Source organism: Lentzea xinjiangensis (genome assembly GCF_900110955.1).
GTDB lineage: Bacteria > Actinomycetota > Actinomycetes > Mycobacteriales > Pseudonocardiaceae > Lentzea > Lentzea xinjiangensis.
Genome location: NZ_FOFR01000004.1, coordinates 254,931 through 279,945, shown reverse-complemented (window position 1 = coordinate 279,945; position 25,015 = coordinate 254,931). Strand labels below are relative to the sequence as shown.

Annotated in this window: 27 protein-coding genes; 13 read left to right on the top strand and 14 right to left on the bottom strand. The window is 71.4% G+C overall.

Annotation, left to right across the window (positions count from 1 at the left end; genetic code table 11):
- Positions 1-164 precede the first annotated feature (164 nt).
- Together BMW88_RS13170 and BMW88_RS13165 are read left to right on the top strand one after the other, a co-directional pair.
- On the top strand, positions 165-584 hold the full coding sequence (locus BMW88_RS13170) for an SAV_6107 family HEPN domain-containing protein (RefSeq protein WP_089951104.1): 420 nt from the start codon (positions 165-167) through the stop codon (positions 582-584).
- Positions 581-1,327: a maleylpyruvate isomerase N-terminal domain-containing protein gene (locus tag BMW88_RS13165; RefSeq protein ID WP_245777742.1), complete on the top strand. Its 747-nt coding sequence runs from the start codon at positions 581-583 to the stop codon at positions 1,325-1,327. Before BMW88_RS13170 ends, BMW88_RS13165 begins: the two co-directional genes overlap by 4 nt.
- Here the strand turns inward: BMW88_RS13165 and BMW88_RS13160 are convergent.
- Positions 1,304-2,869 (bottom strand): alkaline phosphatase D family protein, encoded by a 1,566-nt coding sequence (locus BMW88_RS13160; RefSeq protein ID WP_089950959.1) that lies wholly within the window; start codon positions 2,867-2,869, stop codon positions 1,304-1,306. The two genes, BMW88_RS13165 and BMW88_RS13160, sit on opposite strands and share 24 nt — an antisense overlap.
- 23 nt (positions 2,870-2,892) lie before the next feature.
- Here BMW88_RS13160 and BMW88_RS13155 point away from each other — a divergent pair, with 23 nt between their 5' ends.
- A complete protein-coding gene (locus BMW88_RS13155) occupies positions 2,893-3,387 on the top strand; it encodes a VOC family protein (protein ID WP_089950958.1) in 495 nt (164 codons plus the stop codon).
- Between the two features lie 128 nt (positions 3,388-3,515).
- Here BMW88_RS13155 and BMW88_RS13150 read toward each other — a convergent pair whose 3' ends face one another.
- Positions 3,516-5,168, bottom strand: a complete 1,653-nt coding sequence (locus BMW88_RS13150) for a DUF885 domain-containing protein (RefSeq protein ID WP_089950957.1) — start codon at positions 5,166-5,168, stop codon at positions 3,516-3,518.
- Positions 5,169-5,276: 108 nt separating this feature from the next.
- Between BMW88_RS13150 and BMW88_RS13145 the strand changes: the two genes are divergently transcribed.
- A complete protein-coding gene (locus tag BMW88_RS13145; RefSeq protein ID WP_089951102.1) occupies positions 5,277-5,930 on the top strand; it encodes a DUF3153 domain-containing protein in 654 nt (217 codons plus the stop codon).
- 3 nt (positions 5,931-5,933) lie between these two features.
- On the opposite strand, the gene metF is transcribed toward BMW88_RS13145, so the two are convergent.
- Positions 5,934-6,815 carry a methylenetetrahydrofolate reductase [NAD(P)H] gene (metF, locus tag BMW88_RS13140; protein WP_089950956.1) on the bottom strand — a complete coding sequence of 294 codons (882 nt, stop codon included), beginning with the start codon at positions 6,813-6,815 and terminating at the stop codon, positions 5,934-5,936.
- Positions 6,816-6,918: 103 nt separating this feature from the next.
- Between metF and BMW88_RS13135 the strand changes: the two genes are divergently transcribed.
- The 3 genes from BMW88_RS13135 to BMW88_RS13125 all read left to right on the top strand — a co-directional run bounded on the left by BMW88_RS13135 (position 6,919) and on the right by BMW88_RS13125 (position 9,845).
- A complete protein-coding gene (locus tag BMW88_RS13135) occupies positions 6,919-7,986 on the top strand; it encodes a polyprenyl synthetase family protein (RefSeq protein WP_425434650.1) in 1,068 nt (355 codons plus the stop codon).
- A gap of 117 nt (positions 7,987-8,103) precedes the next feature.
- Positions 8,104-9,618 (top strand): polyprenol phosphomannose-dependent alpha 1,6 mannosyltransferase MptB, encoded by a 1,515-nt coding sequence (gene mptB / locus BMW88_RS13130; RefSeq protein ID WP_143116062.1) that lies wholly within the window; start codon positions 8,104-8,106, stop codon positions 9,616-9,618.
- Positions 9,615-9,845 (top strand): hypothetical protein, encoded by a 231-nt coding sequence (locus BMW88_RS13125; protein WP_089950954.1) that lies wholly within the window; start codon positions 9,615-9,617, stop codon positions 9,843-9,845. The genes mptB and BMW88_RS13125 overlap by 4 nt, the downstream gene beginning before the upstream one ends.
- Positions 9,846-9,853: 8 nt before the next feature.
- On the opposite strand, the gene BMW88_RS13120 is transcribed toward BMW88_RS13125, so the two are convergent.
- Together BMW88_RS13120 and BMW88_RS13115 are read right to left on the bottom strand one after the other, a co-directional pair.
- Positions 9,854-10,255: a hypothetical protein gene (locus BMW88_RS13120; protein WP_143116061.1), complete on the bottom strand. Its 402-nt coding sequence runs from the start codon at positions 10,253-10,255 to the stop codon at positions 9,854-9,856.
- A gap of 69 nt (positions 10,256-10,324) precedes the next feature.
- Positions 10,325-10,690 carry an Rv2175c family DNA-binding protein gene (locus BMW88_RS13115; protein WP_245777765.1) on the bottom strand — a complete coding sequence of 122 codons (366 nt, stop codon included), beginning with the start codon at positions 10,688-10,690 and terminating at the stop codon, positions 10,325-10,327.
- A gap of 101 nt (positions 10,691-10,791) precedes the next feature.
- Here BMW88_RS13115 and pknB point away from each other — a divergent pair, with 101 nt between their 5' ends.
- Positions 10,792-12,819, top strand: coding sequence for a Stk1 family PASTA domain-containing Ser/Thr kinase (gene pknB, locus BMW88_RS13110; protein ID WP_425434653.1), 2,028 nt, complete (start codon positions 10,792-10,794; stop codon positions 12,817-12,819).
- A 77-nt stretch (positions 12,820-12,896) separates the two neighbouring features.
- On the opposite strand, the gene BMW88_RS13105 is transcribed toward pknB, so the two are convergent.
- Positions 12,897-14,285: a class II 3-deoxy-7-phosphoheptulonate synthase gene (locus tag BMW88_RS13105; RefSeq protein WP_089950951.1), complete on the bottom strand. Its 1,389-nt coding sequence runs from the start codon at positions 14,283-14,285 to the stop codon at positions 12,897-12,899.
- 153 nt (positions 14,286-14,438) lie between these two features.
- Between BMW88_RS13105 and BMW88_RS13100 the strand changes: the two genes are divergently transcribed.
- The 3 genes from BMW88_RS13100 (at position 14,439) to BMW88_RS43220 (ending at position 18,004) form a co-directional block, all read left to right on the top strand.
- Positions 14,439-15,446, top strand: a complete 1,008-nt coding sequence (locus tag BMW88_RS13100) for a DUF2891 domain-containing protein (protein WP_177221080.1) — start codon at positions 14,439-14,441, stop codon at positions 15,444-15,446.
- A gap of 298 nt (positions 15,447-15,744) precedes the next feature.
- Complete coding sequence (locus BMW88_RS13095) at positions 15,745-17,742, top strand: MMPL family transporter (protein ID WP_245777741.1); 1,998 nt, start codon at positions 15,745-15,747, stop codon at positions 17,740-17,742.
- A 4-nt stretch (positions 17,743-17,746) separates the two neighbouring features.
- Entirely contained in the window at positions 17,747-18,004 is a 258-nt protein-coding gene (locus BMW88_RS43220) for a hypothetical protein (RefSeq protein WP_245777740.1), read from the top strand.
- A 95-nt stretch (positions 18,005-18,099) separates the two neighbouring features.
- Here the strand turns inward: BMW88_RS43220 and BMW88_RS13090 are convergent, their stop codons facing one another.
- From BMW88_RS13090 to BMW88_RS13080, 3 genes are all read right to left on the bottom strand, one after another.
- The gene (locus BMW88_RS13090) at positions 18,100-19,128 is read right to left on the bottom strand and encodes a 6-phosphofructokinase (RefSeq protein WP_089951099.1); all 1,029 of its coding nucleotides are present in this window, start codon (positions 19,126-19,128) and stop codon (positions 18,100-18,102) included.
- 76 nt (positions 19,129-19,204) lie between these two features.
- The gene (locus tag BMW88_RS13085) at positions 19,205-19,717 is read right to left on the bottom strand and encodes a polyadenylate-specific 3'-exoribonuclease AS (protein WP_089950949.1); all 513 of its coding nucleotides are present in this window, start codon (positions 19,715-19,717) and stop codon (positions 19,205-19,207) included.
- Between the two features lie 21 nt (positions 19,718-19,738).
- A complete protein-coding gene (locus tag BMW88_RS13080) occupies positions 19,739-20,473 on the bottom strand; it encodes a lysophospholipid acyltransferase family protein (RefSeq protein WP_089950948.1) in 735 nt (244 codons plus the stop codon).
- A 190-nt stretch (positions 20,474-20,663) separates the two neighbouring features.
- Here BMW88_RS13080 and BMW88_RS13075 point away from each other — a divergent pair, with 190 nt between their 5' ends.
- Positions 20,664-21,146, top strand: coding sequence for a hypothetical protein (locus BMW88_RS13075; protein ID WP_245777739.1), 483 nt, complete (start codon positions 20,664-20,666; stop codon positions 21,144-21,146).
- 258 nt (positions 21,147-21,404) lie between these two features.
- Here BMW88_RS13075 and BMW88_RS13070 read toward each other — a convergent pair whose 3' ends face one another.
- Positions 21,405-21,620 carry a hypervirulence associated TUDOR domain-containing protein gene (locus BMW88_RS13070; RefSeq protein WP_089950947.1) on the bottom strand — a complete coding sequence of 72 codons (216 nt, stop codon included), beginning with the start codon at positions 21,618-21,620 and terminating at the stop codon, positions 21,405-21,407.
- On the opposite strand from BMW88_RS13070, the gene BMW88_RS13065 reads away from it, so the two are divergent.
- A complete protein-coding gene (locus BMW88_RS13065) occupies positions 21,619-22,005 on the top strand; it encodes a DUF3140 domain-containing protein (RefSeq protein WP_218148048.1) in 387 nt (128 codons plus the stop codon). The genes BMW88_RS13070 and BMW88_RS13065 overlap by 2 nt on opposite strands.
- 1 nt (position 22,006) lies before the next feature.
- Here BMW88_RS13065 and BMW88_RS13060 read toward each other — a convergent pair whose 3' ends face one another.
- From BMW88_RS13060 to BMW88_RS13045, 4 genes are read right to left on the bottom strand one after another with little or no spacing between them, the layout of a single operon-like run.
- Positions 22,007-22,966, bottom strand: coding sequence for an ROK family glucokinase (locus BMW88_RS13060; protein ID WP_089951096.1), 960 nt, complete (start codon positions 22,964-22,966; stop codon positions 22,007-22,009).
- A 14-nt stretch (positions 22,967-22,980) separates the two neighbouring features.
- Positions 22,981-23,331 carry a hypothetical protein gene (locus BMW88_RS13055; RefSeq protein WP_089950946.1) on the bottom strand — a complete coding sequence of 117 codons (351 nt, stop codon included), beginning with the start codon at positions 23,329-23,331 and terminating at the stop codon, positions 22,981-22,983.
- A gap of 13 nt (positions 23,332-23,344) precedes the next feature.
- The gene (locus BMW88_RS13050) at positions 23,345-24,565 is read right to left on the bottom strand and encodes an ArsA family ATPase (RefSeq protein WP_089950945.1); all 1,221 of its coding nucleotides are present in this window, start codon (positions 24,563-24,565) and stop codon (positions 23,345-23,347) included.
- Complete coding sequence (locus BMW88_RS13045; RefSeq protein ID WP_089950944.1) at positions 24,562-25,002, bottom strand: SRPBCC family protein; 441 nt, start codon at positions 25,000-25,002, stop codon at positions 24,562-24,564. Before BMW88_RS13045 ends, BMW88_RS13050 begins: the two co-directional genes overlap by 4 nt.
- Positions 25,003-25,015 lie beyond the last annotated feature (13 nt).

The following is a 25,015-nucleotide window of genomic DNA, read 5'->3' as shown; positions in this document are numbered from 1 at the left end:
GGGTTGAGGAATCCATCGGCCGGGAGCTACGCTGGGCAGGACTCGAACATGTGTTCGAGTCGCACCATGCCTCGGAGGTGGGGTGGGGGAAGCACCCCACCTCCGAGAGCCGCCGGCTTCCCCTCGGCGGAGACGTCGTTCACCGACGCCACGAGGAGGCCGAGATGACAGCTGAGATTTCGAATCCGGCAGACTTCCCCCTCCCACTGCCACCCGCATCCGCGCTCGCGCTGCTGCAGCAGGCCCGTGACTCGCTCGCCGAGTCCGGACGCACGCCGGAGCCCCCTGAACGGTTCGCGACCGCCTACCTCGCCGCGTTGCGCGCCGCCGCCGCGGTGCTCGCGCTGCGGGGACGTCCCCACCGCGGGCGGTCGAGACCGACCAGCGCGTGGGTGCTGCTCGCCGCGATCGCACCGGAAATGGGCGAATGGGCGACCTTCTTCGCGTCGTGGTCGTCCACAAGGGCCGCTGTGCTCGCGGGCATCACCAGTCACGTCAACGCGCGCACGGCCGACGACCTGGTGCGGCAGGCAGATCAGTTCGTGACGCTCGTCGCCGGCTTGATGGATGAGGCGAGGCGGTGAACTTCCTCGACATCCTGCGCCGTGAGGCGGAACTGCTCGCCATGTCCGCGTTCGGCCAGCCACCGCACAAGGGCGTGCCCGCCTGTCCCGGGCTGAACCTCGGCGAGACCGTGCGGCACGTCGGCAGCGGCTACCGCAGCGCGCTGGAGTGGATCAGGCTCGGCCGCGAGCCGCGGGCCGGCGAGTGGCAGGACCACCCGGAAGCAGGCGAGGACCCGCTGGAGTTCATGCGCTCGGGCGCGGCGGCCGTTCTCGCGGAGCTCAGCGCGCACGAGGAGGACGAGCCATGCGCGACGTGGTGGCCGGATCAGCAGAACTACGGCTTCTGGCGCCGCCGGCTCGCGCACGAGACCACGGTGCACCGCATGGACGTCCAGGGCGCGGCGGGCGTGGAGGCCGGCGCGGTCGACGACGACGTCGCGGTCGACGGCGTCGACGAGGTGCTGACGTTGTGGCTGGGGCACAAGCTTGACGTGCTCGGGGTGCGGGGCTCGCGGGACAGCCTCGTCGCCATCGAGGTCGAGGACCACCTGTGGCTCACGCGCTGCGGTCCGCGGGGCGCGTCGGCGTGGCGGGTCGTCAACCCGGAGGACGCCCACCTCGCCGACGCGCAGGTGTCGGCGAGCCCGATGACGATGTACCGCTGGCTGTGGGGGCGGTTGCCCGACCGGATGGTCCGGGTGGCCGGCGACCACGACGCCATCGCGCAGCTGTGGGCGCTACTGCGGCTCGCGACCAAGTAGGACGGACGCGGTCTCCTCGCCCGTTGCCGACAGCAGCCGGTAACGGGCGCGGCGGCCGTCGAAGTCCAGCAGCGCCACGGAGTTGCCGAAGTGCGGGCCGCTGGTCTTGCGCCAGCTCATCAGGTCCTGCGGCACGCCGACGCGGGTGGCGAGGCGGCGGAACACCCGGCCGGCGATGCGCGACCACGCCAGCCGGAACATCGGCTCGAGCGCCTTCGGCGGCTCGTTGTGGATCGGCGAGCACACGAGCTGGGTGACCACGGCCTTGGTGGGCCTCGGGAACTCGGCCACGGCGACGTAGCTGTGGTGGACGTCGCCGGAGAGCACGCACACCGTCGCGGCGTCGGTGTTCGCGGCCTTCTCGATCATCCGGGAGAGCCTGTCGAACGACTCGCGGAACGCGGGCCAGTGCTCGAGGTCGACGACCTGCCGGATCTTCTCGGCCGCGCGGCCCTGCCAGCCCGGCTTGCGCGCGCCGACCTCGTTGACGGACTGGAAGTGGCTGAGCGCGTGCGGCATCAGCCACGGCAGCGACGACCCGATCAGCAGGTGGTCGAAGTCGCCCTCGGCGTTGCGCTCGATCCACTCGAACTCGGCGTCGCTGACCATCTGCCGCCTGCCCTCTTCGAGGATGCGGCCGGAACGCGTGTCCACCACCAGCAACCGGGCGCGGCCGAAGTCGCGGCGGTAGCTCCACCACGTGGACTTGCCGCCGTCGGTCTCCTTGTCCGCCTCCTCGGCGAACTCCTCCAGCAGCGGGAGCACGTCCGTGTCCTGCGCCTTCACCTTGGCGTACAGGGGATCCCTGGCGAGCTCGTCCGGGCCGAGGTTGCCCAGGTGCTGGTAGACCCAGTAGGAGGAGATGGCGCCGCGGATCCTGTCCCGCCACCACGGCTTCGCCGCCATCTGCCTGCGCCACACCGCGGAGGTGTTCCAGTCGTCCCGCACGTCGTGGTCGTCGAAGATCATCGATGTCGGGACGACCGACAGCAGCCAGCGGATCTCCGGGTCGCCCCAGGTCTCGTGGTAGAGGCGGGCGTACTCGGAGAAGTGCACGACCTCGCCGTCGGGCTCCCTGGTGCCGCGGCGGTGGTCGCGCAGCCACTGCTTGGTGGCCTCGGTGGGCTCGTCGGCGTAGACCTGGTCCCCCAGCAGGACCAGCGCCTGCGGCCAGTCCTGCTCGGGCGTCTTCATGAGCCGTTGCGCGAAGGCGTCCAGCGCGTCGGGCCCGACCGGCTGGCTCGGCGCGGCGCGGCACGACCCGAAGGCGATCCGGCGGACCTCGCCGGTGCGGATGACCGGCTTGGGGAACTCGCTGCCCGGCTCCGGCCAGACCGGTTCGCCGTCGAGCCGGACGTCGTACTCCGTGCGCGGGCCGAGGTTCTCCAGCGTGACGAGCGCGAAGTGCTGCCGGCCCGCCTGGAAGGTCTTCTCGGTGTGCTCGGCGATGGTGACTTCACACGCTGTGTCCGTCTCGACCCACACGGTCGCCGACGTCTCGTTCACATGTCTCAGGAGCGGTCCGAGCACCAGCTTCGCCACGCGCGAGACAGTACCCTCCACGAGTGGAAATCACGTTCGAGGCGGCAGATCCCCCCGCGCTGGCGGCGTTCTGGTCCGAGTTCGCCGGCGACGAGATCGAGCTGACGTTCGTGTGGAGCGACGTTCCGAAGATCGAGAAGAACCGGGTGCACCTCGATCTGGCCTCCTCCTCGCTCGACCACCAGGCGGACATCGTGGCGCGCGCGGTGAAGCTCGGCGCCGAACACGCCGACGTCGGCCAGGGCGACGTGCCGTGGGTGGTGCTGCGCGATCCGCAGGGCAACGAGTTCTGCGTCCTGGAGCCGCGGCCGGAGTACACCGGGGCGGTCGCGGCGGTGGTCGTCGACTCCCGCGACCCGCTGGCGTCGGCTCGCGCGACCGGGCACCCGGTGGTGCGCGGCGGTGACGTGTTCGCCTCGGTGCGGCCGGAGCCGGGCCCCTGGCTCGAGTTCGTGCTGACCGACGATCCGGAGCCGATCACGAACCGCGTGCGGGTGCGGTGGGCAGACCCGGCGTGACGATGGCCGGAGGTCTTCCGGCGATCGTCACCTGGGGTCCGTTATGCAAAAGACGTTTGCGGTCGTCCGCAAACGTCTTTTGCATGAGCCGGATCAGCGCAGCTCAGGGGGTTGCACCAGGGACCGGGTCAGAGGGCGGCGAGGCGCTCGCGGAGCGTGTCGAGGCCCATCGAGCCCATCTCCAGGGCTTCCTTGTGGAACTGCTTGAGGTCGAAGCCGGCGCCCTTGCGCGCCCGCACGTCCTCGCGGGCGGCGAGCCACAGCCGCTCGCCGAGCTTGTACGCCGGGGCCTGGCCGGGCCAGCCGAGGTAGCGGTCGATCTCGTCGCGGGCGGCCGCCGGCTCCTGCAGCGTCCTGGTCAGCAGGAACTCCAGCCCCAGCTCCGGGGTCCAGCGCTCGCCGGGGTGGAAGCCGGTGCCGGCGGGGATCTCCAGCTCCAGGTGCATGCCGATGTCGATGATCACGCGGGCCGCGCGGAACAGGTGCGCGTCCAGCATGCCGAGCAGGTCGCCGTCGTCGTCGAGGTAGCCGAGCTCGCGCATGAGGCGCTCCGAGTACAGCGCCCAGCCCTCGCCGTGGCCCGACACCCAGCACATGAGGCGCTGGAAGTCGTTCAGCTTCTGCGACTGGTACACCGCCGTCGCGCACTGGAGGTGGTGGCCCGGCACGCCCTCGTGGTAGACCGTCGACGTCTCGCGCCAGGTCGGGAACACCGTCTTGCCCTCGGCGATCGACCACCACATGCGGCCGGGGCGGGAGAAGTCCGCGGTCGGCGGCGTGTAGTAGGCGCCGACGCCACCGCCGGGCGGCGCGATCTTGCACTCGAGGTTCATCAGCGCGTCGGGCAGGTCGAAGTGCACGTCGCGCAGGTCGAGCAGGGCCTTGTCCGACAGCTCCTGCATCCACGCCCGCAGGCCGTCCCGGCCGTGCACCTGGTAGCGCGGGTGCTCGTCGAGGTACGCCGCCGTCTCCGCCAGGGACGCGCCGGGCTTCAGGCGGGCCGCGACCTGCTTCATCTCGGCCTCGATGCCGAGGAACTCCTCCCAGCCCCACGCGTAGGCCTCGGCCAGGTCGAGCTTCGCCCCGGTGAAGTACCGCAAGCCGAGGCGGTAGCGCTCCTCGCCGACGGCGTCCTCCACGGGCGCCTGCGGGGCGAGCGACGTGCGCAGGAAGGTGGCGAACTCGGCGTACGCGGCCGAGGCGGCGGTGGCGCCCGCGTCCAGGGAGGAACGCACCGCACCGTCGACGTCGGCCGAGGCGACGAACGAGGTGAAGAACGTCGAGGCCCAGACGTCGCACTGCGCGGCGACCTTGGTGACCTGGCGCAGTGCGGACACCTGGCCGCGGGAAGCGGCGTGCGAGAGAGAAGCGCGGAGTCCATCGAGAGCGGCGGGCACGGCCGAGAGACGACGTCCGATCGTGGCCCACTGTTCCGGCGTATCGGTCGGCATCTGGTCGAAGATGTCGCGCACGGACTGGATCGGGCTCGCGATGACGTTCAGCGCGGACTCGGTCAGCCCCGCCTCGTAGAACTCGTGGTCGAGGCCGGTCCGTTCGAGGAAAACGGCGCGTGCCGCTTCTTCCGAGGCATCCGCGGGCTGGGCGGCGGTGATGTCGGCGAGCGCGCGGACGGTGAGCTCGTGGCGTGCCGCGTGCCCTTCCGGGGAGAGGTCCGTCAACCGGTCGTCGGAGCCCGCGAAGCCCAGGACCGTGGCCATGATCGGGTCGAGCGCCACGTGGTCGCTGACGAACTTGTTGCTGATGTCGTGCACGGATGCCATGGAGCGTGACGCTACCTCGCGCCTCTCGACGCCAAAAGGTAGTTAGTCAAGCTCACGACCTTCGGAGGGGACCTGCGTCGCGGGGACCGTGCTGGCAGGATGTCCGCCGTGCGTCGATCCCGGGCACTGCTGGTGCCGGTCTTCCTGCTGCTCACCCTGTTTTCCCTGAGCGGTTGCGTCCGCGTGTACGCGGCCATGGCCGTGTCCGCCGACGACCGCATCTCCGGTGAGATCATCGCGGCCACGCCGCCCACGCAGGACAACGACCCCGGCCCGCAGCTCAAGGTGCCGCCGGAGCTCGAGAGCCGCGTCACCACCAAGGCGTACCGGGTGGACTCCTACACCGGCACGCAACTGTTCTTCAACGGCCTGTCGTTCGACGAGATGCGGACGCTCTCGACGGCGACCAGCTCGTCGAACAGCCGGTACAGCCTCAACTTCCGCCGGTCGGGTGATCTTGTCACCCTCTCGGGGTCGGTCGACCTCACCCAGGTGCCCGTGGAACGCGCGGACATCCAGGTGAAGGTGAGCTTTCCCGGCCAGGTCGTGAACACCAACGGCCGCGAGGAGGAGAACAACACCATCGCGTGGTCTCCGAAGCCCGGCCAGGCGTCGATGCTCCAGGCCACCGTGCAGTACGCGGGCGCGCACTCCAGCTCGTTCTTCGGCTGGGCGCTGCTCGTCGCCGGGCTCACCGGCGGGGCGGCGCTGATCGTCGTCGTGCTCGCCCTCATCGCGCACAGGCGCAGCACCGTCGCCTGACGGCTACGAACGCGTCACCAAACCCAAGCGCCCCAGCACTTCCCGCGTCGCCTTGGCGCGGTTCATCGTGTAGAAGTGCAGCGCGGGCACGCCCTCGTCGAGCAGCCGCTGGCACATCTCGGTCGCGATGTCGATGCCGGTCGCGCGGAACCCGGCGACGTCGTCCGCGTACGGCTCCAGCCTGCGCGCGATCTCGGGCGGCAGGTCGGCGCCGGACAGTTCCACGATCTTGGCCAGCCCGCGCGGCGACAGCATCGGCATGATCCCCGGCAGGATCGCCGCGGAACAGCCGGCGGCCGCCACCCGGTCGCGCAGCCGCAGGAACGGCTCCGGCGCGTGGAACAGCTGCGCCACCGCATAGTCCGCGCCCGCGTTCAGCTTGCGCAGCAGGAACTTCAGGTCGGTGTCGAGGTCGGCCGAGCGCGGGTGCCCGTACGGGAACGCCGCCACCCCCACGCAGAAGTCGCCCAGCTCGCGGACGAGCCGCACCAGCTCGTCGGCGTAGTTGAGGCCCTCGGGGTGCGCGACCCACTCGCCCATCGGGTCGCCGGGAGGGTCGCCGCGCAGGGCGAGGACGTTGCGCACGCCGATCGCCGCGTACCAGCCGATCACGTTGCGCAGCTCGGCCACCGAGTGGTCGACGGCGGTGAGGTGCGCGACCGGCAGCAGCGTCGTCTCCTGCGCGATGCGGCCCGTGGCGCGGATCGTGCGGTCCCGGCGCGACCCGCCGGCGCCGTAGGTGATCGACACGAACGCCGGGTCCAGGCCCTCCAGCTCGCGCACGGCCTTCCAGAGGACCTTCTCGTCCTCGGCGTCCCGCGGCGGGAGGAACTCCACCGAGAACTTCGGCGACTGCCCCTGCAGCCTCTCCACGACCGACGTCATGGGCGCAAGCCTAGTGCCACTTCCGCTAGGTGGGACACTAGCTCACCATGTGGTATCGGCCCCCGGCATGCGGGTGGTCCGGGACACAGCGGACCATGGACGCGTGTCCCACCACCCCCTCGACGCCGCCCTGCCCCGGCACGTCGAAGAAGCGCTGACCACGTACCTGGCCTCCCGGCGCGCGTCCGGCGAGGCGATGGACCCTAGCTTCGCGAGCGCGGTGGACGCGCTCTCCGGTTTCGTGCTGGGCGGTGGCAAGCGCATCCGCCCGACCTACGCGTGGTGGGGCTGGCGCGCGGCCGGTGGCGATCCGGACGGCGAGCTCGCGACCGAGGTGCTCACGGCGGTCAGCTCGCTGGAGCTGATCCAGGCGTGCGCGCTGATCCACGACGACCTGATGGACGCCTCCTCGGTGCGCCGGGGCAAGCCGACCGTGCACATCGCGTTCGGCGCGCACCACCGCGAGCAGGGCTGGCTCGGCTCCTCGGAGCGGTTCGGCATGTCGGCGGCCGTGCTGATCGGCGACATCGCGCTGGCGTGGGCCGACGACATGCTCTTCGCCGCCGGGCTGCCGGCCGACGTGCTGCGCAGGATGAGCGAGCCCTGGCGGGACATGCGCACCGAGATGCTCGCGGGTCAGTACCTCGACGTGCTGACGCAGGCGCGGGGCGACTCGTCCCCGGACGCGGCGCTGCGGATCGACCGGCTCAAGACCGCCGCGTACACCGTCGAACGGCCGCTGCACATGGGCGCGGCGATGGCGGGCGGCTCGCCGGAGCTGATCGACGGCCTGCGGGCGTTCGGCGCCGACATCGGCGTCGCGTTCCAGCTCCGCGACGACCTGCTCGGCGTGTTCGGCGACCCGGAGGTCACCGGCAAACCCGCGGGCGACGACCTCTCCGAGGGCAAGCGCACACTGCTCGTGGCACTCGGCGCGCAGTTCGGTGCCGACGTCCTGGACACCGCGCTGGGCAAGCCAGACCTCGACCTCGGCACCGTCGAGGAGGTCCGGCGCGCGCTCGTGGAGGTCGGTGCCGTCGACGCCGTCGAGGAGCGCATCGAGGAGCTGACCAAGAGCGCGCTGGCCGCCCTCGACGAGGCCGCCGTGGCCGAGCCGGCCGCCACCAAGCTCGCCGACCTCGCGATCAGCTCCACGAAGCGGGCTTTCTGAGCGCGGCCGACGACCCGGACCGGCGTCCCCGCATCGTGGGAGTTCATCAACTCCTCGTTACCGGTGAGGCCTGTTGCTTGCTGACGCTTGCTCGCCTTGTGCAACGATGTTCGGGCGATGGCAGCAACTCCGTCCCTTCCCCGCACGAGCTCCGAGGTGTCCCCGCAGGAGCTTGATCCAGCCGTGCGCGCGAACACCTACGCCATCCCCATCCGCACCACCATGCTCGGCCTGCTGGGCGTGGCCCTGATCGCGCTCGGCGGCATGGGCGCCGGCGCCATCCTCGAGCGCGACCCGCTGCTCGCCCAGGTCGGGCTGAGCTGGCTGCGCTACGGCCACGGCCGCGACCTCGCGAGCATGGTGCTGTACCTGGGCCTGGGGCTGGTCATCTGGGCGTGGGTGCGCCTGGGCCGTCTCGTGCGGTGGGGCGAGATCGGCGACTTCGCGGTGCTGGTCGCGGTGACGGTGTGGACGTTGCCGCTGCTCTTCGCGCCGCCGCTGTTCAGCAAGGACATCTACAGCTACCTGGCTCAGGGCCAGCTCGCCCTGAGCGGCTACGACCCGTACGAGGTCGGGCCCGCGGTGCTGCAGAGCACGCTCAGCGAGAACGTCAGCTGGGTCTGGCAGCACACGCCCGCTCCGTACGGGCCGCTGTTCATCCTCATCGCCAAGGCGATCGTGTGGGCGACGGACGCGAGCGTCATCCTCGGCGTCGTCGCCATGCGCTTCTCGCTCGCGGGCGGGCTCGTGCTGCTGTGCTGGGCCCTGCCGGGCCTGAGCCGGCACCTGGGCGGCAAGTCGGCTGTCGCGCTGTGGCTCGTGGCGGCGAACCCGCTGCTGCTGATCCACCTCGTCGGCGGCGCGCACAACGACCTGCTGATGATCGGGATGATGGCCGCCGGCGTGCTGCTGGTGCTCGACCGCAGGCACGTGCTCGGCTTCGTGCTGCTCGGCCTCGCGTTCTCGGTGAAGGCGACGGCGGTCGTGATCGTGCCGTTCCTCGTGTGGATCTGGGCGGCGCGGCTGGAGGGCGACAAGCGCGCCCGGTTCCGCCGGGCCCTGCTGCCGGGCCTGGCCGCGTTCCTCGGCGCGTTCCTCGCCTGCACCCTCGTCGCCGGGGTGAGCCTGGGCTGGATCCCCGCGCTGCGCAGCTCGTCGATGATCATCAACTGGTTGTCGCTGCCGAGCGCGGTCGGCGACTTCGCGCGCATGGTCGTCAACTGGTTCGTCTACGTCGACGGCGGCATCTTCATCGCCGTCGCGCGGGGCATCGGCTCGGTCGTGCTGATCTGGATCGCGTACACCCAGTGGTGGGCCGCCCGCGACGGCGAGGTCCGCGACAACGTCCGCCGCGGCGCGCTGACGATGCTGGCCGTCGCGCTGCTCTCCCCCGCGACGCTGCCGTGGTACTTCAGCTGGCCGCTGGCGCTCGCCGCCGGGTTCGCGTGGGGCACGGGCGCGCTCGTGACGGTGTCGCTCGCGTCGGTCTTCCTGCTGCTCGTGACGTTCCCGAACGGCGACACGGCGCTGTACTCGTGGGGCTACCTCTTCTTCGCGCTGGTGGTGTCGGCGCTCGCGGCGCGGTCACTGGTGAAGCCGGACCCGTTCGGCCTGTCCACGCGCTACGAATGAGCCCCACCGCGGAGGACCTGAGGGGCACGTGTTCCGCGTGCCGCCGGGTGCACGCCCGGCACGGCAAGGTGCTCGGCACCCGCGCGGAGGCCGCACGGGCCTGTGCGCGCACCGCCCACGCCCCGTACCGCGGCATCCCGGGGCTCATCGGCTGCGAGGTGCTGTGGCGACGGGTGGCAGTGCCCGGCGCCGGCCGGGCACTGCTCGCGCGTGCGACGACGAGGTGAGCCCCTCGTCAGGTCACGACGACCGCGACGACGTTCGACGTCGCCGAGGCGTACGTGCTCGTGCCGGGGAAGTAGAGGCGCAGGTCAGCGGAGGCCTCGATGCTGAGCCGCGCGATGAACGTGGCGTTCGGCTGGCAGTTCTGGGTGTAGATGTTGGTCCACACCGTGGCGCTCACCCGGATCTGGGCGAACACGTCGAGCCCCAGGGTGAGCTCGCGTTCGCCCCCGGTGCCGAGCTTGCCCTTGATCTGGAGCTTGTTGCCCTTCTTCAGCTTGACCTGGGCGCCACCGGCGTCGAGCTCGAGCGTGGTGGGCTTCGCCTGCACGGCGGCGGGGGCCGCGGACGCGGCGACCGGCGACAGGAGCAGGCCTACGGCGGTGAGGCCGGCGAGCAGAGTCTTGATGGTCATGCTCACCAGTTCAGGGGTTCCGGACGTCTCCCGCCTGCGGAAACGCCCGGAACCGCTGCATCGGGTGAACTAGAAGCCCATGGCCTGCGCGCGTCGCTTTACCTCACGCCCACGGTCTCCGCGCAATGCTTCGATCGGAGTGCCGGGGAGGCTGTCGTCCTCCGTGAAGAGCCAGCGCAGGATCTCGTCCGTGGAGAAGCCCTGGTCGCGCAGCACCGTGATGGTGCCGGGCAGACCCTTCACCACGCCTCCGGCGGCCAGGAACGCTTCGGGAACGACGAGGACGCCGTCCCGCCGCTCGGCGAGCAGTTGCCCGTCGCGCAGCAGTTGGTGGACCCGGGTGACCGGAAGTCCCATTCGGTCGGCCACCTCGGGGAGGCCGAGAACCTCCAGGTCGGAAGCCAGTACATCCGCAGCGGCAGGAATCGCACTCACGGGGGTCACGATGCCATAACCGAACTGGGAACGCCCTTCCGCCAACCGGGTCATCCTGAGCTTTACCATCTCGCACTGTGGAGAGGTCGGTTTCGAACGTGATGGGTGGACTGCTCGAGCAGCGCTACCGGGTGGACTCCGTGCTGGCGCGCGGGGGCATGTCCACCGTCTACCGAGGTCGCGACACCCGCCTCGATCGCGATGTCGCCGTGAAGGTGATGGATCCACACCTGACCGCCGACCCCGCCTTCGTGGCGCGCTTCGAACGCGAGGCGCGCGCCGCGGCCCAGTTGCACCACCCGGCCGTGGTGTCCGTGCACGACCAAGGCGTCGACGGTGACCAGGTGTACCTGGTCATGGAGCTCATCGACGGCGGCAACCTCCGTGACCTGCTGAACCAGCGCGGCAAGCTCGCTCCCGCCGTCGCGTTGAGCGTCCTCGGCCCGGTGCTGTCGGCGTTGGGCGCCGCGCACCGCGCCGGGCTGGTGCACCGCGACGTGAAGCCGGAGAACGTGCTGATCGGACCGGGTGGCCAGGTGAAGGTGGCCGACTTCGGACTGGCCCGCGCCATCGCCGAGAACGGCGTCACGAGCGACAGCGAGATCCTCGGCACCGTCGCCTACCTGTCACCGGAACAGGTGGAAACCGGTGCGGCGGATGCGCGCAGTGACGTCTACTCGGCCGGGATCGTGCTCTACGAGATGCTGGCGGGCGCGGCGCCCTACCGCGGCGAGACGCCCATCTCGGTGGCCTACCAGCACGTGAACTCCGACGTCCCGTCGATCCCGGGGATCCCGCTGGCGCTCGACACGCTGGTGCGCAAGGCCACGCGGCGCGACCCGGCGCTGCGGCCGCCCAACGCCGACGCGTTCCTCGCCGAGCTGGAGCGCGTGGGTGCGGAGCTGGGCCTGTCGCCGCAGCCGGTGCCCGTCCCCGGCACGGCGCCGGAGAACGACAGGACGGTCGTCATGAGACCGGTTCCCGTGGCGGTCGGCGCCACGCCCCCGTCCGTCGCCGAGGCCACCAGGCCCGTCGTGCAGAAGCCGGTCATGGCGCCTGGGATGACGCCTGGGATGACGCCTGGGATGACGACGGTGAGCACGGGTCCCCCGCCCCCTCCGCCGGGCGTCGCCGGAACGCGCACGATGCCGCGTCCCGAGCAGCCGCGCCGCCGCCCGCCGCAGAACCGGGGGCAGAAGAAGCCGAAGGTCGACCCTGTCGAGCAGGAGCGCAAGCGCCGCAAGAAGCTCTTCCTCATCTGGGGCTCCGTCGCCGGGGTCCTCGTGCTGCTCGTCGGCCTGTTCTCCTGGTACGTGGGCGCCGGCCGCTGGACGACCGTGCCGGCGGTGGTCGGGCAGAGCGAGCAGAACGCCGTGCGGCTGGTGCAGGGCGCGGACCTGACGGCGCTGATCGACAAGGTGCCGTCCAACGACGTGCCGAACGGCCAGGTCATCAGCTCCGACCCCGCCCAGGGCGCGGAGCTGCGCAAGAACCAGCCCGTCAAGATCACCGTGTCGCGCGGCAGGCCCGTGGTGCCGTTCGTCACCGTCGGCGTCGAGGTCGAGGCCGCGACGAAGGAGATCGAGGCGGCGGGCCTGAAGGCCGTCAAGGACCCCGCCAAGGACGCGTTCCACGACACGGTGCCGATCGGCAAGGTCGTGGCGCTCGACCCGAGGCCCGGCACGGCGCTCACGATCGACAGCCCGGTCACGCTCGTGCTCAGCAAGGGACCGTCACCGCGCACGCCGGTGCCGAACGTCGCCGGCAAGACGAAGAACGAGGCGTTCGCGGAGCTGCAGCGCGCCGGGCTGGAGCCGGTCGAGGCCGGTGGCGAGGACGCCGCCGAGAACGACCAGTCGCGCGTGGCGCGGACCGACCCGGCCGCCGGCACGGTGCTGGAGGGCACGGGCAACAAGCGTGTCACCGTCTTCTTCGAGAACAACCGCGAGGTCGAGGTCCCCGACGTGAGCCGGCAGAAGGTGCGGGAAGCCAAGGAGGAGCTCGAGCGGGCCGGCCTGAAGGTGAAGGTCGAGTTCAACAAGAGCGGCAACGCGACCGTCGTGAACCAGTCGATCCCGCCGCGCACGCGCGTGCGGCGCGGGACCGAGATCATCATCTTCGGTCTCTGACCCGTCAGGCGAAGGCGAAGGGCCCCGCGCTCCCGGCGCGGGGCCCTTCGCTTTCGGCCTTGTTCCCGTGGTGACGGCTACGAGCGCAGCATCTCCGCGACGAGGAACGCGAGCTCGAGCGACTGCTGGGTGTTCAGGCGCGGGTCGCACGCCGTCTCGTAGCGGCCGGCGAGGTCGGCGTCGGAGATCTCCTGGGCGCCGCCGAGGCACTCGGTGACGTCCTCACCCGTGAGCTCGATGTGGATGCCACCGGGGTGCGTGCCGAGGCGGCGGTGCACCTCGAAGAAGCCCTGGACCTCGTCGACGATGCGGTCGAAGTGCCGGGTCTTGTAGCCGGTGCTCGACTCGTGGGTGTTGCCGTGCATCGGGTCGCACTGCCAGATGACCTTGTGGCCGGAGGCCTCGACCTTCTCGACGATCGCGGGGAGCACGTCGCGCACCTTCTGGTTGCCCATGCGCGAGATGAGCGTCAGGCGGCCCGGCTCGTTGCGCGGGTCGAGGCGCTCGACGTACTCGACGGCCATCTCCGGCGACGTCGTCGGACCGATCTTGAGACCGATCGGGTTCGACAGCATCTCCGCGAACGCGATGTGCGCGCCGTCGAGCTGGCGGGTGCGCTCGCCGATCCACACGAAGTGCGACGACAGGTCGTACAGCCTCGGCTGGTCACCGGTGGTGTCCAGGCGCAGCAGCGCGCGCTCGTAGTCCAGCAGCAGCGCCTCGTGCGAGGCGAAGATCTCGGTGCCGTGCAGCGACTGGTCTGTGACGCCGCACGCCGACATGAACCGCAGGCCGCGGTCGATCTCGCCGGCCAGCGCCTCGTAGCGCTCGCCCGCGGGCGAGGTGCGCACGAAGTCGCGGTTCCAGTCGTGCACCCGGTGCAGGTCCGCGAGACCCGCTCCGGTGAGCGCCCGCAGCAGGTTCATGGCCGCACCGGCGTTCGCGTAGGCGCGGATCATGCGACCGGGGTCGGGGATGCGGGCCTCGGGCGTCGCGACCAGGGAGTTGATGATGTCGCCGCGGTAGGACGGCAGGCCGAGGGCGTCGATGTTCGACGAGCGCGGCTTGGCGTACTGGCCGGCGATGCGGCCGACCTTGACCACCGGCAGGCTCGCGCCGTAGGTCAGCACCACGGCCATTTGCAGCAGGGTCCGGATGTTCGCGCGGATGTGCGGCTCGGTGTTGTCCGCGAACGTCTCGGCGCAGTCACCGCCCTGCAGAAGAAACGCCTGCCCGTTCGCGACCTGCGCCAGTTGCGTGTGCAGCCGGTCGATCTCGGCGGGCACGGTGATCGGCGGCACGCTCTCGAGCACGGTCCGCACGCGACGCACCTGTTCGGCGTCGGGCCATTCCGGCTGCTGGGCGGCCGGGCGCGACAGGGCGTCGTCCAGGCGCTTGCGCATCTCGGGAGGCAGCGGCGGAAGCTCGGGAAGCGTGTCGATGGGCACGTCCACGGTCCAGTTCACGCTGCTCAGCTTAGTTGTTCCACACTGAGAGACCGGGCCGGGCCTGTCAGCGCTCCCCGGCCGGGAACGTCCGGGCCCGCGGGACCGGCGGAGCAGCTCACCCGTCAACTGTCGACACTGCCCGCCGGGGCGTCGCACTGCATGATGTGGGCCATGGAAGCCACCCGGTTGGATGACAGCACCGCGAACCGGCTGCTGGGCATCGCGATCGACAACATCCAGCGGGACCACCCGGTGCACTGGACGCACGTGATCGACGGCGATCACCGGCTCGTGCCGCAGCGGGAGCTGCACCCCGTGTTCGCCGGGTCGTTCGACTGGCACTCGTGCGTGCACCAGACCTGGCTGGCGGTGCGCCTGCTGCGGCTGCGTCCCGCCCTCGCGGGGGCGGACGCGGCCCGGGACGCGCTGGACAAGCTGATCACGCACGAGAACTGCGTCGTCGAGGCCGGGTTCTTCGCCTCGCCGGCGGGACGGTACTGGGAACGCCCGTACGGGTGGGCGTGGTTGCTGCTGCTCGACGCGGAGCTGCGGACCTCGGGGCTGCCGTGGTCGGTGGCGCCGATCGCGGACGTGCTGCGGAACCGGTGGCTGGAGTGGGTCTCGGCCGCCCGGCTGCCCATCCGCACCGGCACGCACGGCAACACCGCGTTCGCGACCGGCCTGGTCTTCGACGCCGCCCTGGCGACCGGGGACGCCGAGCTCGCGTCGGCGTGCGCGGACGCGGCGCTGCGGTGGCACCGGGACGAGGTCGCCTACGGCGGGTTCGAGCCGGACGCCGCCGACTTCCTCTCCCCCGCGCTGACGACGGCCGACCTGATGCGCCGTGCCCTCGGCACCGCGGACTTCGGCGCCTGGCTCGACGCGTACCTGCCGGACCTCGCCTCGCCGCGGTGGCGCGTGCTGCGCGAGCCGTTCCCGGTCGACGACCCCGGCGACCCGTACGGCTCGCACCTGGCGGGGCTCGCGTTGTCGCGCGCCTGGAACTGGGAGGCGATCGCGGACTCGCTGCCGGCCGGGCACCGGTACACCGAGCTGGCCAGGACGGCTTCGGCCGCGCACCGCGAAGCCGGGTGGACCTACGTCTTCGGCGGCCACGGGTACATGGCCGACCACTGGCTCGGCACGTTCGGCGCCTACCTCGACGTCAAAGCCTGCTGACCTGCGCTTGTCCGTCTTTGTGCAAAAGACGTCCACGGACGTCTTTTGCACAACCAACATCAGCGGACTCCGTCAATCGTGTCGCGTGAATATTCGCGACATTTCTTCAGCATGCAGGGATCACCGGAGCAGCTCGAACCCTTGAGGCGCAAGGGACTTCGATCGCCGGTTCCCCATTTGCGCACTCCGTCGAGGGACGCTCGACCGGGCGACACAAAGCGCAGGCAAATCGGATGCCACTTACTTTGGCGCGGCGCCCGCTCGGTCGACCGGCATCCGATGAAGAGGGAGTCCGCCCGTGTTCAGAGGTATCGGCCGGTTCGTCACGGGACACGCACGCGCCGTCCTGGTGGCCGGCGCGCTGGTGGTCATCGGTGCCGGAGCGCTCGGGTGCACGGCCTCCGGCACCCTGACGACGTCCGGTTTCGGTGATCCGGGCTCGGAGTCCTGGCAGGCGCAGGCGCTGATCGAGGAGCGGTTCGGCGGTCACGTCAACGCCCTGGTGCTGATCTCCGCTCGCGGCGGCGCGGTCGACGACGCGGCGGTCAGGCAGGCGGGCGCCGAGCTGACCGCGCGCCTGGCGGCCGACCCGGCGCTGTCCCAGGTGACCTCGTACTTCGTCACCGGGGCGCCGCAGCTGCGCTCGGGCGACGGCCGGCACGCCCTCGCCCTCGGCCAGTTCTCCGGTGACTCCGGGAGCAACGCGGACACCGTCGAGCGGCTGCGGGAGCGGCACGCCGGCGACCGGGGCCCGATCACCGTCCACATCGGCGGCAGGGCGGCGGCCGAGCTGGACGCCGACCGGCAGCTCGCCGCCGACCTGCTGCTGGCCGAGCTGATCGCCGTTCCGGTGATCCTGCTCCTGCTGGTGCTCGCCTTCCGCACGCTCGTGGCCGCGATCCTGCCCCTGGTCATGGGTGGCATCGCGATCGTGTGCACCGTCGCGGGGCTGTCGGTCATCGGGTCGCTGACCGACGTGTCGATCTACTCGATCAACATGGCGATCGGCCTGGGCCTGGGACTGGCCGTCGACTACGCGCTGCTGACGATCAGCCGGTTCCGCGAGGAGCTGGCCGCCGGCCTCGACACCTCCGCCGCGGTGGCGCGGACCGTGCAGACGGCCGGCCGGACGATCGTGTTCAGCGCCGTCACGGTCGCCGCCGCGCTCGCCGTGCTGCTGTTGTTCCCGATGTACTTCCTGCGCTCGTTCGCCTACGCCGGGATCGGGGTGGTCGCCGCCTCGACGGTCAGCGCCGTGCTCGTGCTGCCGGCGGCGCTGGCCGCGCTCGGGCCGAAGGTCGACGCCGGACGCCTGCCGTGGGCGCACCGGCGCCCTCCGTCCTCCAGTTCGGCGTGCTCCGGTTCGGCGTTTTGGGCAAGGCTGGCCGACGCCGCCACGCGCCGGCCGGTGCTCACCGGGGTGCCGGTGATCGTCCTGCTGCTGCTGGCCGCAGTGCCGCTGCTGCACGCGGAGCTCGGCATGCCCGACGACCGGGTGCTCCCGGCTTCGGCGCACAGCCGGGTGGTGGGCGACGCGCTGCGCGACCACTTCCGCAACGAGGACGACAGGGCGGTCCAGGTCGTCCTCCAGGGCACCGCCGAGCCGGCCGCGGTCGCGGGCCACGCGCGCCGGATCTCCGAGCTCCCCGGTGTGCTGCGGGTGACGTCCAGCGCGGGGACGTTCGCCCGCGGTCACGCCAGCGGACCGGCCCCCGCCGGCCCCGCGCTCGCCCGCGGCGACAGCCAGCGCCTCCTCGTGGCGGCCGGCCCGGGCTCCGCGCGGGCGCGCGAGCTGATCAGCGCGATCCGCGCGCTGCCGCGACCGGCCGGCACCTCGGTCGTGGTCGGCGGCGAGGCGGCACTGCTGGCCGACAGCCAGGACGCGATCGGGGACCGGCTGCCGCTGGCGATCACGTTGGTCGCGCTCACCACGTTCACCCTGTTGTTCCTGTTCACCGGAAGCCTGCTGCAGCCGGTGCGGGCGCTGGCGTTCAACGTGCTCGGCCTGTCGGCCACGCTCGGGGTGCTGGTGCTGATCTTCCAGGAGGGGTGGCTGTCGCCGGTGCTCGGCTTCACCCCGTTGCCGCTCAACACCTGCATGCTGGTGCTGATGTTCAGCATCATCCTCGGCCTGTCCATCGACTACGAGCTGTTCGTGGTGAGCCGGATCAAGGAGGCCCACGACCAAGGCGCCGACCACCACCGCGCGGTGGTCCTCGGGATGTCCCGCTCCGGGCGGCTCGTGTCCACCGCCGCGGCGCTGAATCGCGGTCAGCCTCTGCGCTTTCGCCGGTAGCGGCGTGAGCTTCGTCCAGATGTTCGGCATCGGAGCGGGACTGGCCGTGCTGCTGGACGCCACGCTCATCCGCGGTGTGCTGATGCCGGTCGGCATGCGGATGCTCGGACGCCACGCGTGGTGGGCTCCCACGCCGATGCGCCGGCTGCACCGGCGCGTCGGACTTCGCGAGACACCGGACACCCCCGCCCACGAGACGCAACCACGTCGTCCCCTGCCCGAGAACCCGCAGAAGGCGACGCCCGCGCTCCGGCCCCTGTGAACCCCTTCGCGACCGCGGTGGGAAGCCCGCCCGCACACGCGGAAGGCCGGGCGTCCGCGGGGACGCCCGGCCTTGCGGGGTGCGGTGCCGGTCGATCAGGCCCCGAAGAAGACCTCGGCCTCTTCGTAGCGCTCGGTCGGAACCGTCTTGAGCTCCGCCGTCGCCTCCGACAGCTTCACGCGCACGATGTCGGTGCCGCGCAGCGCGACCATCGTGCCGAAGTCGCCCGCCGCGACGGCGTCGACGGCGTGCAGGCCGAAGCGGGTGGCGAGAACGCGGTCGTAGGCGGTCGGCGTGCCGCCGCGCTGGATGTGGCCGAGGATGGCCGCGCGGGACTCCTTGCCGGTGCGGTCCGCGATCTCCTCGGCGAGCCACTGGCCGACGCCGCCGAGGCGGACGTGACCGAAGGCGTCGCGCTCACCGGAGTGCAGCACCTCGGCGCCGCCCTCGGGCATCGCGCCCTCGGCGACGACGATGATCGGCGCGAACTCGCTCTCGAACCGGCGCTCCACGTGCTCGACGACCTTGTCGACGTTGAACGGGCGCTCGGGCACGAGGATGACGTTCGCGCCACCGGCGAGACCGGAGTGCAGGGCGATCCAGCCCGCGTGCCGGCCCATGACCTCGACGACGAGGGCGCGGTGGTGCGACTCCGCCGTGGTGCGCAGGCGGTCGATGGCCTCGGTCGCGATGTGCACGGCCGTGTCGAAGCCGAACGTGTAGTCCGTGGCGCCGAGGTCGTTGTCGATCGTCTTCGGCACACCCACGACGCCGATGCCGTCGTCGGTCAGGCGCTTGGCGACACCGAGGGTGTCCTCGCCGCCGATCGCGACGATGGCGTCGATGTTGTTCGCCGCGATGGTCTCGCGGATGCGGTCGACGCCGCCCTCGACCTTGTAGGGGTTCGTGCGCGACGAGCCGAGGATGGTGCCACCACGGGTGAGGATCTCCTCGACGTCCGTGAGGTCGATCGGCTTGGTCAGGTTCTCGATCGGACCCTGCCAGCCGTTGCGGAACCCGACGATCTCCCAGCCGTGTGCCTTGATGCCCTTGCGGACCACGGCCCGGATCACGGCGTTCAGACCGGGGCAGTCACCACCGCCAGTGAGCACACCGATGCGCATCTGCTTGCCCAATCTCTCGTGTTCTGTGTCACTCAGACTTTCACGAGCTGTATCGGTGCAGCAACGCGGGTCCCACTCACCGGACGGGAAACCCGATTTTGCGCCGGTGTTCCTCGATCACATTCCACCGCGCGAGGTTGTGGCGCGCGTCGGCGAGGGCGTCGTGCGCGTCGGCGGGAGGCGCGGGCAGCTTGGGGCGGCCGACGTCGTCCCAGCGCTGCCGCAGGTCGCGGGTGAACCGGGGCAGGGCACGCGGCAACGCGGGCATCGCACCCCACAGCTGTGCCAGCGCCACGTGGTCGTAGGCGGCGAACCACGCCCACAGCTCGACCTCGTCGCGCGCGGCGTTGCGGGCGCCGAGGAAGTCCAGCAGGTCCTCGCGGATGCGCTCGCGGCTGCGCCACGCCCTGTCCGCGGGCGAGGGGAGCTGGTTGAGCACGTTCTGCCGCACCCACGGACCCGCGCGCTCGGGGTCGAACTCGGTGGACACGGCGTAGAACTCGCGGCCTTCCTCGTCGACCACCCCGATCGACACGAGGTCGATCGTCACCCCGTCCTCGATGAACTCACAGTCGTAGAAGAACCGCACCGCGACACCCTAGGGGTCCGGTCAGCCCGCCTTCGTCTCGGGCACCCGGTCGGGCTTGCCGCCCCGCTGCTGACCGCCGGCCGGCTGCTCCTTGGCCTTGGCCGCGTAGACGTCGACGTACTCCTGGCCGGAGAGCTCCATCAACGCGTACATGATCTCGTCGGTGATCGACCGCAGCACGAACCGGTCGCCGGACAGGCCCTCGTAGCGGGAGAAGTCGAGCGGCTTGCCGATCTTGATCCGGATCGGGTGCGGCTTCCACATCCTCGATCCGATGGGGTTGGCCTTGTCGGTGCCGAACATCGCGACGGGGATGACCGGCACACCGGACTCCAGCGCGATCCACGCGACACCGACCTTGCCCTTGTAGAGGCGGCCGTCGGGCGAGCGGGTGCCCTCGGGGTAGATGCCGAGCAGCTTGCCCTCGCGCACGATCCGCACGCCGGTGTCGAGCGCGCCCTGCGCGGCGGACGCGCTGGACCGGTCGATCGGCACCTGGCCGACGCCGGAGAAGAACCACTTCTGCAGCTTGCCCTTGACCCCCGTGCCGGTGAAGTACTCGATCTTGGCGGGGAACGTCACGCGCCGCGACAGCATCAGCGGCAGGAAGAAGGAGTCGGACACGGCGAGGTGGTTGCTCGCCAGGATCGCTCCGCCGTCCTCCGGGATGTTCTCGGCACCCTCGATGATCTTGGGCTGGAAGAACAACCGCAGGATCGGTCCCAGGAGGACGTGCTTCATCAACCAGTACAGCACTTTGGGGAGCGCCTCCCTAGACACCGCGAACCTTGATCCCGCCAGCCAGCCTACGGAGCCGACGGCACCTCACACAACGAGTCGGGGCCGGGGGCGTCACGCCCCGCGCCCCGCGTACCGCCGACCTGGCCGCCGTCACCCGCTACACGTCCCGACCGTGCAACGATGTGGGGTCAAGAGGGTGCGGCTCGTGGAGAGGCTCTGGATGAACGCCCGGCGCGACTCGACCGACGGCCCCGAGAACGTCGACGAGCTCTTTGCCGAGATCGTCGCGGGTCTCGAACGGGACGGCGTCGGCAAGGACTGGCTCGACCTCGACGAGGCGAGCCCCGTGGCCGTCCGCGACGAACGCGAAGCGCCCGACGACACGGCCGACGACCTCCCGCCGGAACCCGAGGACGAGCCAGAACGCCGAGATCGGGACGACGAGGACCACTACGTGCCGCCGGAGCCGCCGCCGTTCCCGGCGCTGCGCGCCTCCACGTTCGCGGCGCTCGGCCTGTTCGTGCTGGGCATCCTGCTGCTGGTCGTGCCCGGCCTCTTCGGGCTGCAGCCGAGCATCGGCACCCCGCTGTCCCTGGTGGCGCTCTGCGCGGGCGTCGGCTGGCTGATCCTGCGGATGCGCAACACCCCGCCGCCGGACTCCGGCTGGGACGACGGCGCGCAGGTGTGACACGTCGCGTCCCGACGGGTAACGGCGTGATAACGGCCACTCAAACCTTCAGATAACGATTCGGTCGTGCCTACGGTGTCGGCATGGACCAGATGCAGCACCTGATGATGGCCCGTGCCATGGCGACCCTGAGCAAGAAGGACGCGGAGCGCGCCAAGCGCCGCCGCCCGCGCATCCTGCGCCTGTTCGGCCGCTAACGCTTCGGGGGCTGAGTTGTTCGCTCGCCGCGAACAACTCAGCCCCGCTTCCCGCGACCGTTCACTTCTTCTTCCGCAGCGCGCTCGGCTTGTGCACGGCGTCCTTGCCGCTCTTCGCACTCCGCACCCGGTACTGCGGTTCCTCCTCCGAGGCGCTCACCTTGCGCCCGGCAGCCTGCTTCTCCTCGGTGATCTCCTCCTTCACCTCACCGTGCGTCGTGCTGCCGTGGCTCGACCACTCGACCTCGTCACCCGGTTCGTAGGGATGCTTCGTCATGACCGCGGGGTACCCCGTCCGGACCAGCCAACGCCGCCAGGAGGAGGACGGGGTGCGCGACGAGGAGCAGGAGAAGACCCGCCAGGACTTCGGCGCCGCGGTCAACATGACCGCGGCGGAGCTGGAGCGCTGGCTCGGCTCCGACGAGTCGGAGGAGGTCGGCGACAAGAAGTCCGGCGAGTCGACCGGGCACGCGTCCGGCCGGCGCATCGTGGAGCTGCTCAGGACCAAACGCGACGACCTCACCGACAGCGATTACGAGCACATGCGCAAGGTCGTCGGCTACGTCCACCGCCACCTCGCCCAGCGGCCGGGCGGCGACGTCGAGGACAGCCGCTGGCGCTACTCCCTGATGAACTGGGGCCACGACCCCCTCGGGAAGTAGGTCAGGACCGGCGCGAGTGGTTCTCGGCCATCGACGTCGTCATCTCGCGGGCCAGCGTCGCCGCGCCCACGATGCCGGCGTCGTCGCCGAGCTGGGCGGTGCGGATCCGCGCCAGCGGCCGGTGGCCCGCGCCGGTGACGACGGCGGCGTAGCGCTCGCGGGCGTCGTCGAGGAACAGCGGCGCCGACTCCGACACCCCGCCCCCGATGACGATCACCTCGGGGTCGTAGACGTCGGCGACCAGCGCCAGGCCCTCGCCGAGCCAGCGGGCCAGCTCCGCCATCGCGCGCTTGGCCAGCGGGTCGCCGTCCCTGGCGGCACCCGCCACCCGGCGTCCGGTCACCGCGCGGGAGTCGCCGGCGGCCTCACGGGCCAGCACGGTCGACACACCGGGGTGCTTGGCCAGCAGTTCCACGGCCGTGGCACTCAGGGCCGTGCCGCTGCAGTAGCGCTCCCAGCAGCCGTTCTTGCCGCACGGGCAGGGGCGTCCATCGGGCACGACGCGCAGATGGCCCAGTTCGGGAGCGACACCGTAGGCACCGCGGAAGACCTCGCCGTTGAGCAGCAAGGCCGCGCCGATGCCCGTGCCGATGGCGACCAGTACGGCCGTGCGGGCACCACGTGCCGCGCCGAAGCGCTGTTCGGCCAGGGCGGCGGCGTTCGCGTCGTGTTCGAGCACGACCGGCATGCCCAGGCGGTCGCTCATGCGATCGGCCACGTCGGCCTGCCGCCATGCCAGGTGGGGCGCGAAACGGACCGTGCGGCGGTCGGAGGCGATGAACCCCGCCACGGCGAGACCGACGGCGTTCACCGCGTGCCGGTCCGCCACCTCCTCCACCGCGGCCACGATCGCGTCTTCGAGGGCGCGTTCGCCCGCGGGCGTCGGCGCCCGTGACGTGTCCAGCACGGAACCGCGCGCGTCCACGACACCAGCGCGCACGCTGGTGCCACCGATGTCCACTCCGACCGTGAGCACTAGTCGCTCTTCCTGACGACCTTGATGTGCTGCACCCGCTGCCCGGTGTCCGCCGGCGCGTCGGCACCGGGTGGTGCGGGCGACGGCCCGCCGCCGGGCTCGCGCAGTGCCGCGCGCAGCACCGCGATCAGCCCCGCCGCGTGCTCGGCGGCCTTCGCGGCCAGCTCGGAGCGGTCACCCCGCAGCAGCGCCGCGCCGTTGCACAGCGGGCACCAGCCGCAGGTCTCGGGTGCGTGCGAGCCGTCGCCCGCCTCCGCGACACGGTGCAGCCACGGCTGCACGCGCTCGGCGGCGGTCTCGACGAGCAGCCGCAGCTCCTCGGCGAGCTTGCCGGTGTTGTCCTGGGTCATCCGCAGCTCCTGATCAGCGCCACAACGACGGGTCCGGCCGGAACCCCACCGTCACGCCGCCCGAGTCCATCTCCGCGCCGGTCACGACGCAGCGCCTCAGCAACGACGGCAGCGCCACGAGCCGGCGCCGGCCGTCGACGGTCAGCGCGAGGTCGTCGCCAACCCGCGCGAGGTCCGGTTCCGCGTCGTCCGCCAGCGGCAACGCGATCCGCAGCGAGTACCGGGCGTCGAGGCCACGGCCGTTGCCCGACACCTCCAGCAACGACCCCGCCGGCGCGGCACCGGGCAACGGGTCGTCGTCGCCGTAGAGCTGGGCGGCGACCTCCAGCAGCGCCGGCACCCCGACGGGCTCGGACGCGCGGTGGTCGACCGTGCGGACCTCCCCGATGCCGGTCAGCTCGGCCAGCACCGCGTCCTGCTCCCGGCGGCGCGTGCGCAACCAGGTCGCGGCGGCGCCGCGCGCGGACCCCGGCGAGGGCACCAGCCGGTTCGCGATCACGCTGTCGACCCGGATCCCCTGCAGCGCCAGCGCGGTCAGCGTCCGGCGGGTCTCGGCGGCGACCACGCGCTCGGGCGTGAGCACAAGTCGCACCGAGCACCCCGAGGGGTCGGCGAGCATCGTGCGCAGCGCGTCCAGCCGCTCGGCGAGCCTGCTCAGCGCGTCCGCCGTCGCGTCCCACCTCTCCACGGTCCCGGTGCCCGCGACACCGGCCAGCAGACCGCGCACCACGCGCCGGTGCGTCGGGAAGAGCCGTTCCAGGTAGCCCGCGAACGCCTCGGGCAGCGACAGGAACCGCAGCGTCTCGGCCGTCGGCCCGCAGTCGACGACCACGGCCTCCCACGGCCCGGACACCGCGAGCCGCCGCACCTCCGCGAGCGCGAGGAGCTCCTCGACACCCGGCAGCACGGTCAGCTCCTCGGCGTCGAGCTCGTCGACGCCCGCGCCCGCGAGGACCGTCCGCAGGTGCCCGCGCAGCTCGCCCCAGGCCTCGTCGACGAGCCCGCGGGGGTCGATCTGGCAGGCGAACAGCCCGCCGACGGCCGTCCCCGGGGTGTCCACTTCGGACGGTGAGGCGCCCAGTCGCACGTCGAGGGCGTCACCGAGCGAGTGAGCGGGATCGGTGGAGACCACGAGCGCCTTGCGGCCGTGCGCCGCCAGCGAGGCCGCCGTCGCGGCGGCCAGCGTCGTCTTGCCGACCCCGCCCTTGCCGGTGAAGAGCAGGACCCGGCTCAAGCCGCCTTCTCCGCGCGCTTCTTGAGCTCCTTGAGCGCGGTGTCGAGGATCAGCTTCTCGGCCTTGCGGCGGAACAGGCCGATCATCGGGATCACCAGCTGCACCGACAGCGTGTAGGTGACCTTGGTGCCGGCGCCGGCCGGCTCCAGCACGTAGCTGCCGTGCTGGGACTTCTGCATGGTGCCCTTGACGAGGTCCCACCGCACCGACAGGCCGTCGGCCGCCCAGTCGTACCTCAGGACGTACTCGTCCTTGACGGGCCCCTGGTCGATCGCGAACCGGACCTGCTCCGCGCGGCCGTCGTCACCGGTGCCGAGCACCTCGACCTCTTTCATCCCGTTCGCCCAGTCCGGGTACGACGGGAAGTCCGCGATGATCGCCATGATCTTCTCTGGCGGCGCGTCGATGACGATGGACTGAGTGGACTCGTCGGCCATGTGTGAGGAGGTT

Bases quoted from the DNA above. Each gene is read 5' to 3' on its own strand.
- BMW88_RS13170 (WP_089951104.1), top strand. From the start codon at position 165: ATGACAGCTGAGATTTCGAATCCGGCAGACTTCCCCCTCCCACTGCCA.
- BMW88_RS13150 (WP_089950957.1), bottom strand. From the start codon at position 5,168: ATGGCATCCGTGCACGACATCAGCAACAAGTTCGTCAGCGACCACGTG.
- metF (WP_089950956.1), bottom strand. From the start codon at position 6,815: ATGACGTCGGTCGTGGAGAGGCTGCAGGGGCAGTCGCCGAAGTTCTCG.
- mptB (WP_143116062.1), top strand. From the start codon at position 8,104: ATGGCAGCAACTCCGTCCCTTCCCCGCACGAGCTCCGAGGTGTCCCCG.
- BMW88_RS13125 (WP_089950954.1), top strand. From the start codon at position 9,615: ATGAGCCCCACCGCGGAGGACCTGAGGGGCACGTGTTCCGCGTGCCGC.
- BMW88_RS13120 (WP_143116061.1), bottom strand. From the start codon at position 10,255: ATGACCATCAAGACTCTGCTCGCCGGCCTCACCGCCGTAGGCCTGCTC.
- pknB (WP_425434653.1), top strand. From the start codon at position 10,792: ATGGGTGGACTGCTCGAGCAGCGCTACCGGGTGGACTCCGTGCTGGCG.
- BMW88_RS13100 (WP_177221080.1), top strand. From the start codon at position 14,439: ATGGAAGCCACCCGGTTGGATGACAGCACCGCGAACCGGCTGCTGGGC.
- BMW88_RS13090 (WP_089951099.1), bottom strand. From the start codon at position 19,128: ATGCGCATCGGTGTGCTCACTGGCGGTGGTGACTGCCCCGGTCTGAAC.
- BMW88_RS13065 (WP_218148048.1), top strand. From the start codon at position 21,619: ATGACCGCGGGGTACCCCGTCCGGACCAGCCAACGCCGCCAGGAGGAG.
- BMW88_RS13070 (WP_089950947.1), bottom strand. From the start codon at position 21,620: ATGACGAAGCATCCCTACGAACCGGGTGACGAGGTCGAGTGGTCGAGC.
- BMW88_RS13055 (WP_089950946.1), bottom strand. From the start codon at position 23,331: ATGACCCAGGACAACACCGGCAAGCTCGCCGAGGAGCTGCGGCTGCTC.
- BMW88_RS13045 (WP_089950944.1), bottom strand. From the start codon at position 25,002: ATGGCCGACGAGTCCACTCAGTCCATCGTCATCGACGCGCCGCCAGAG.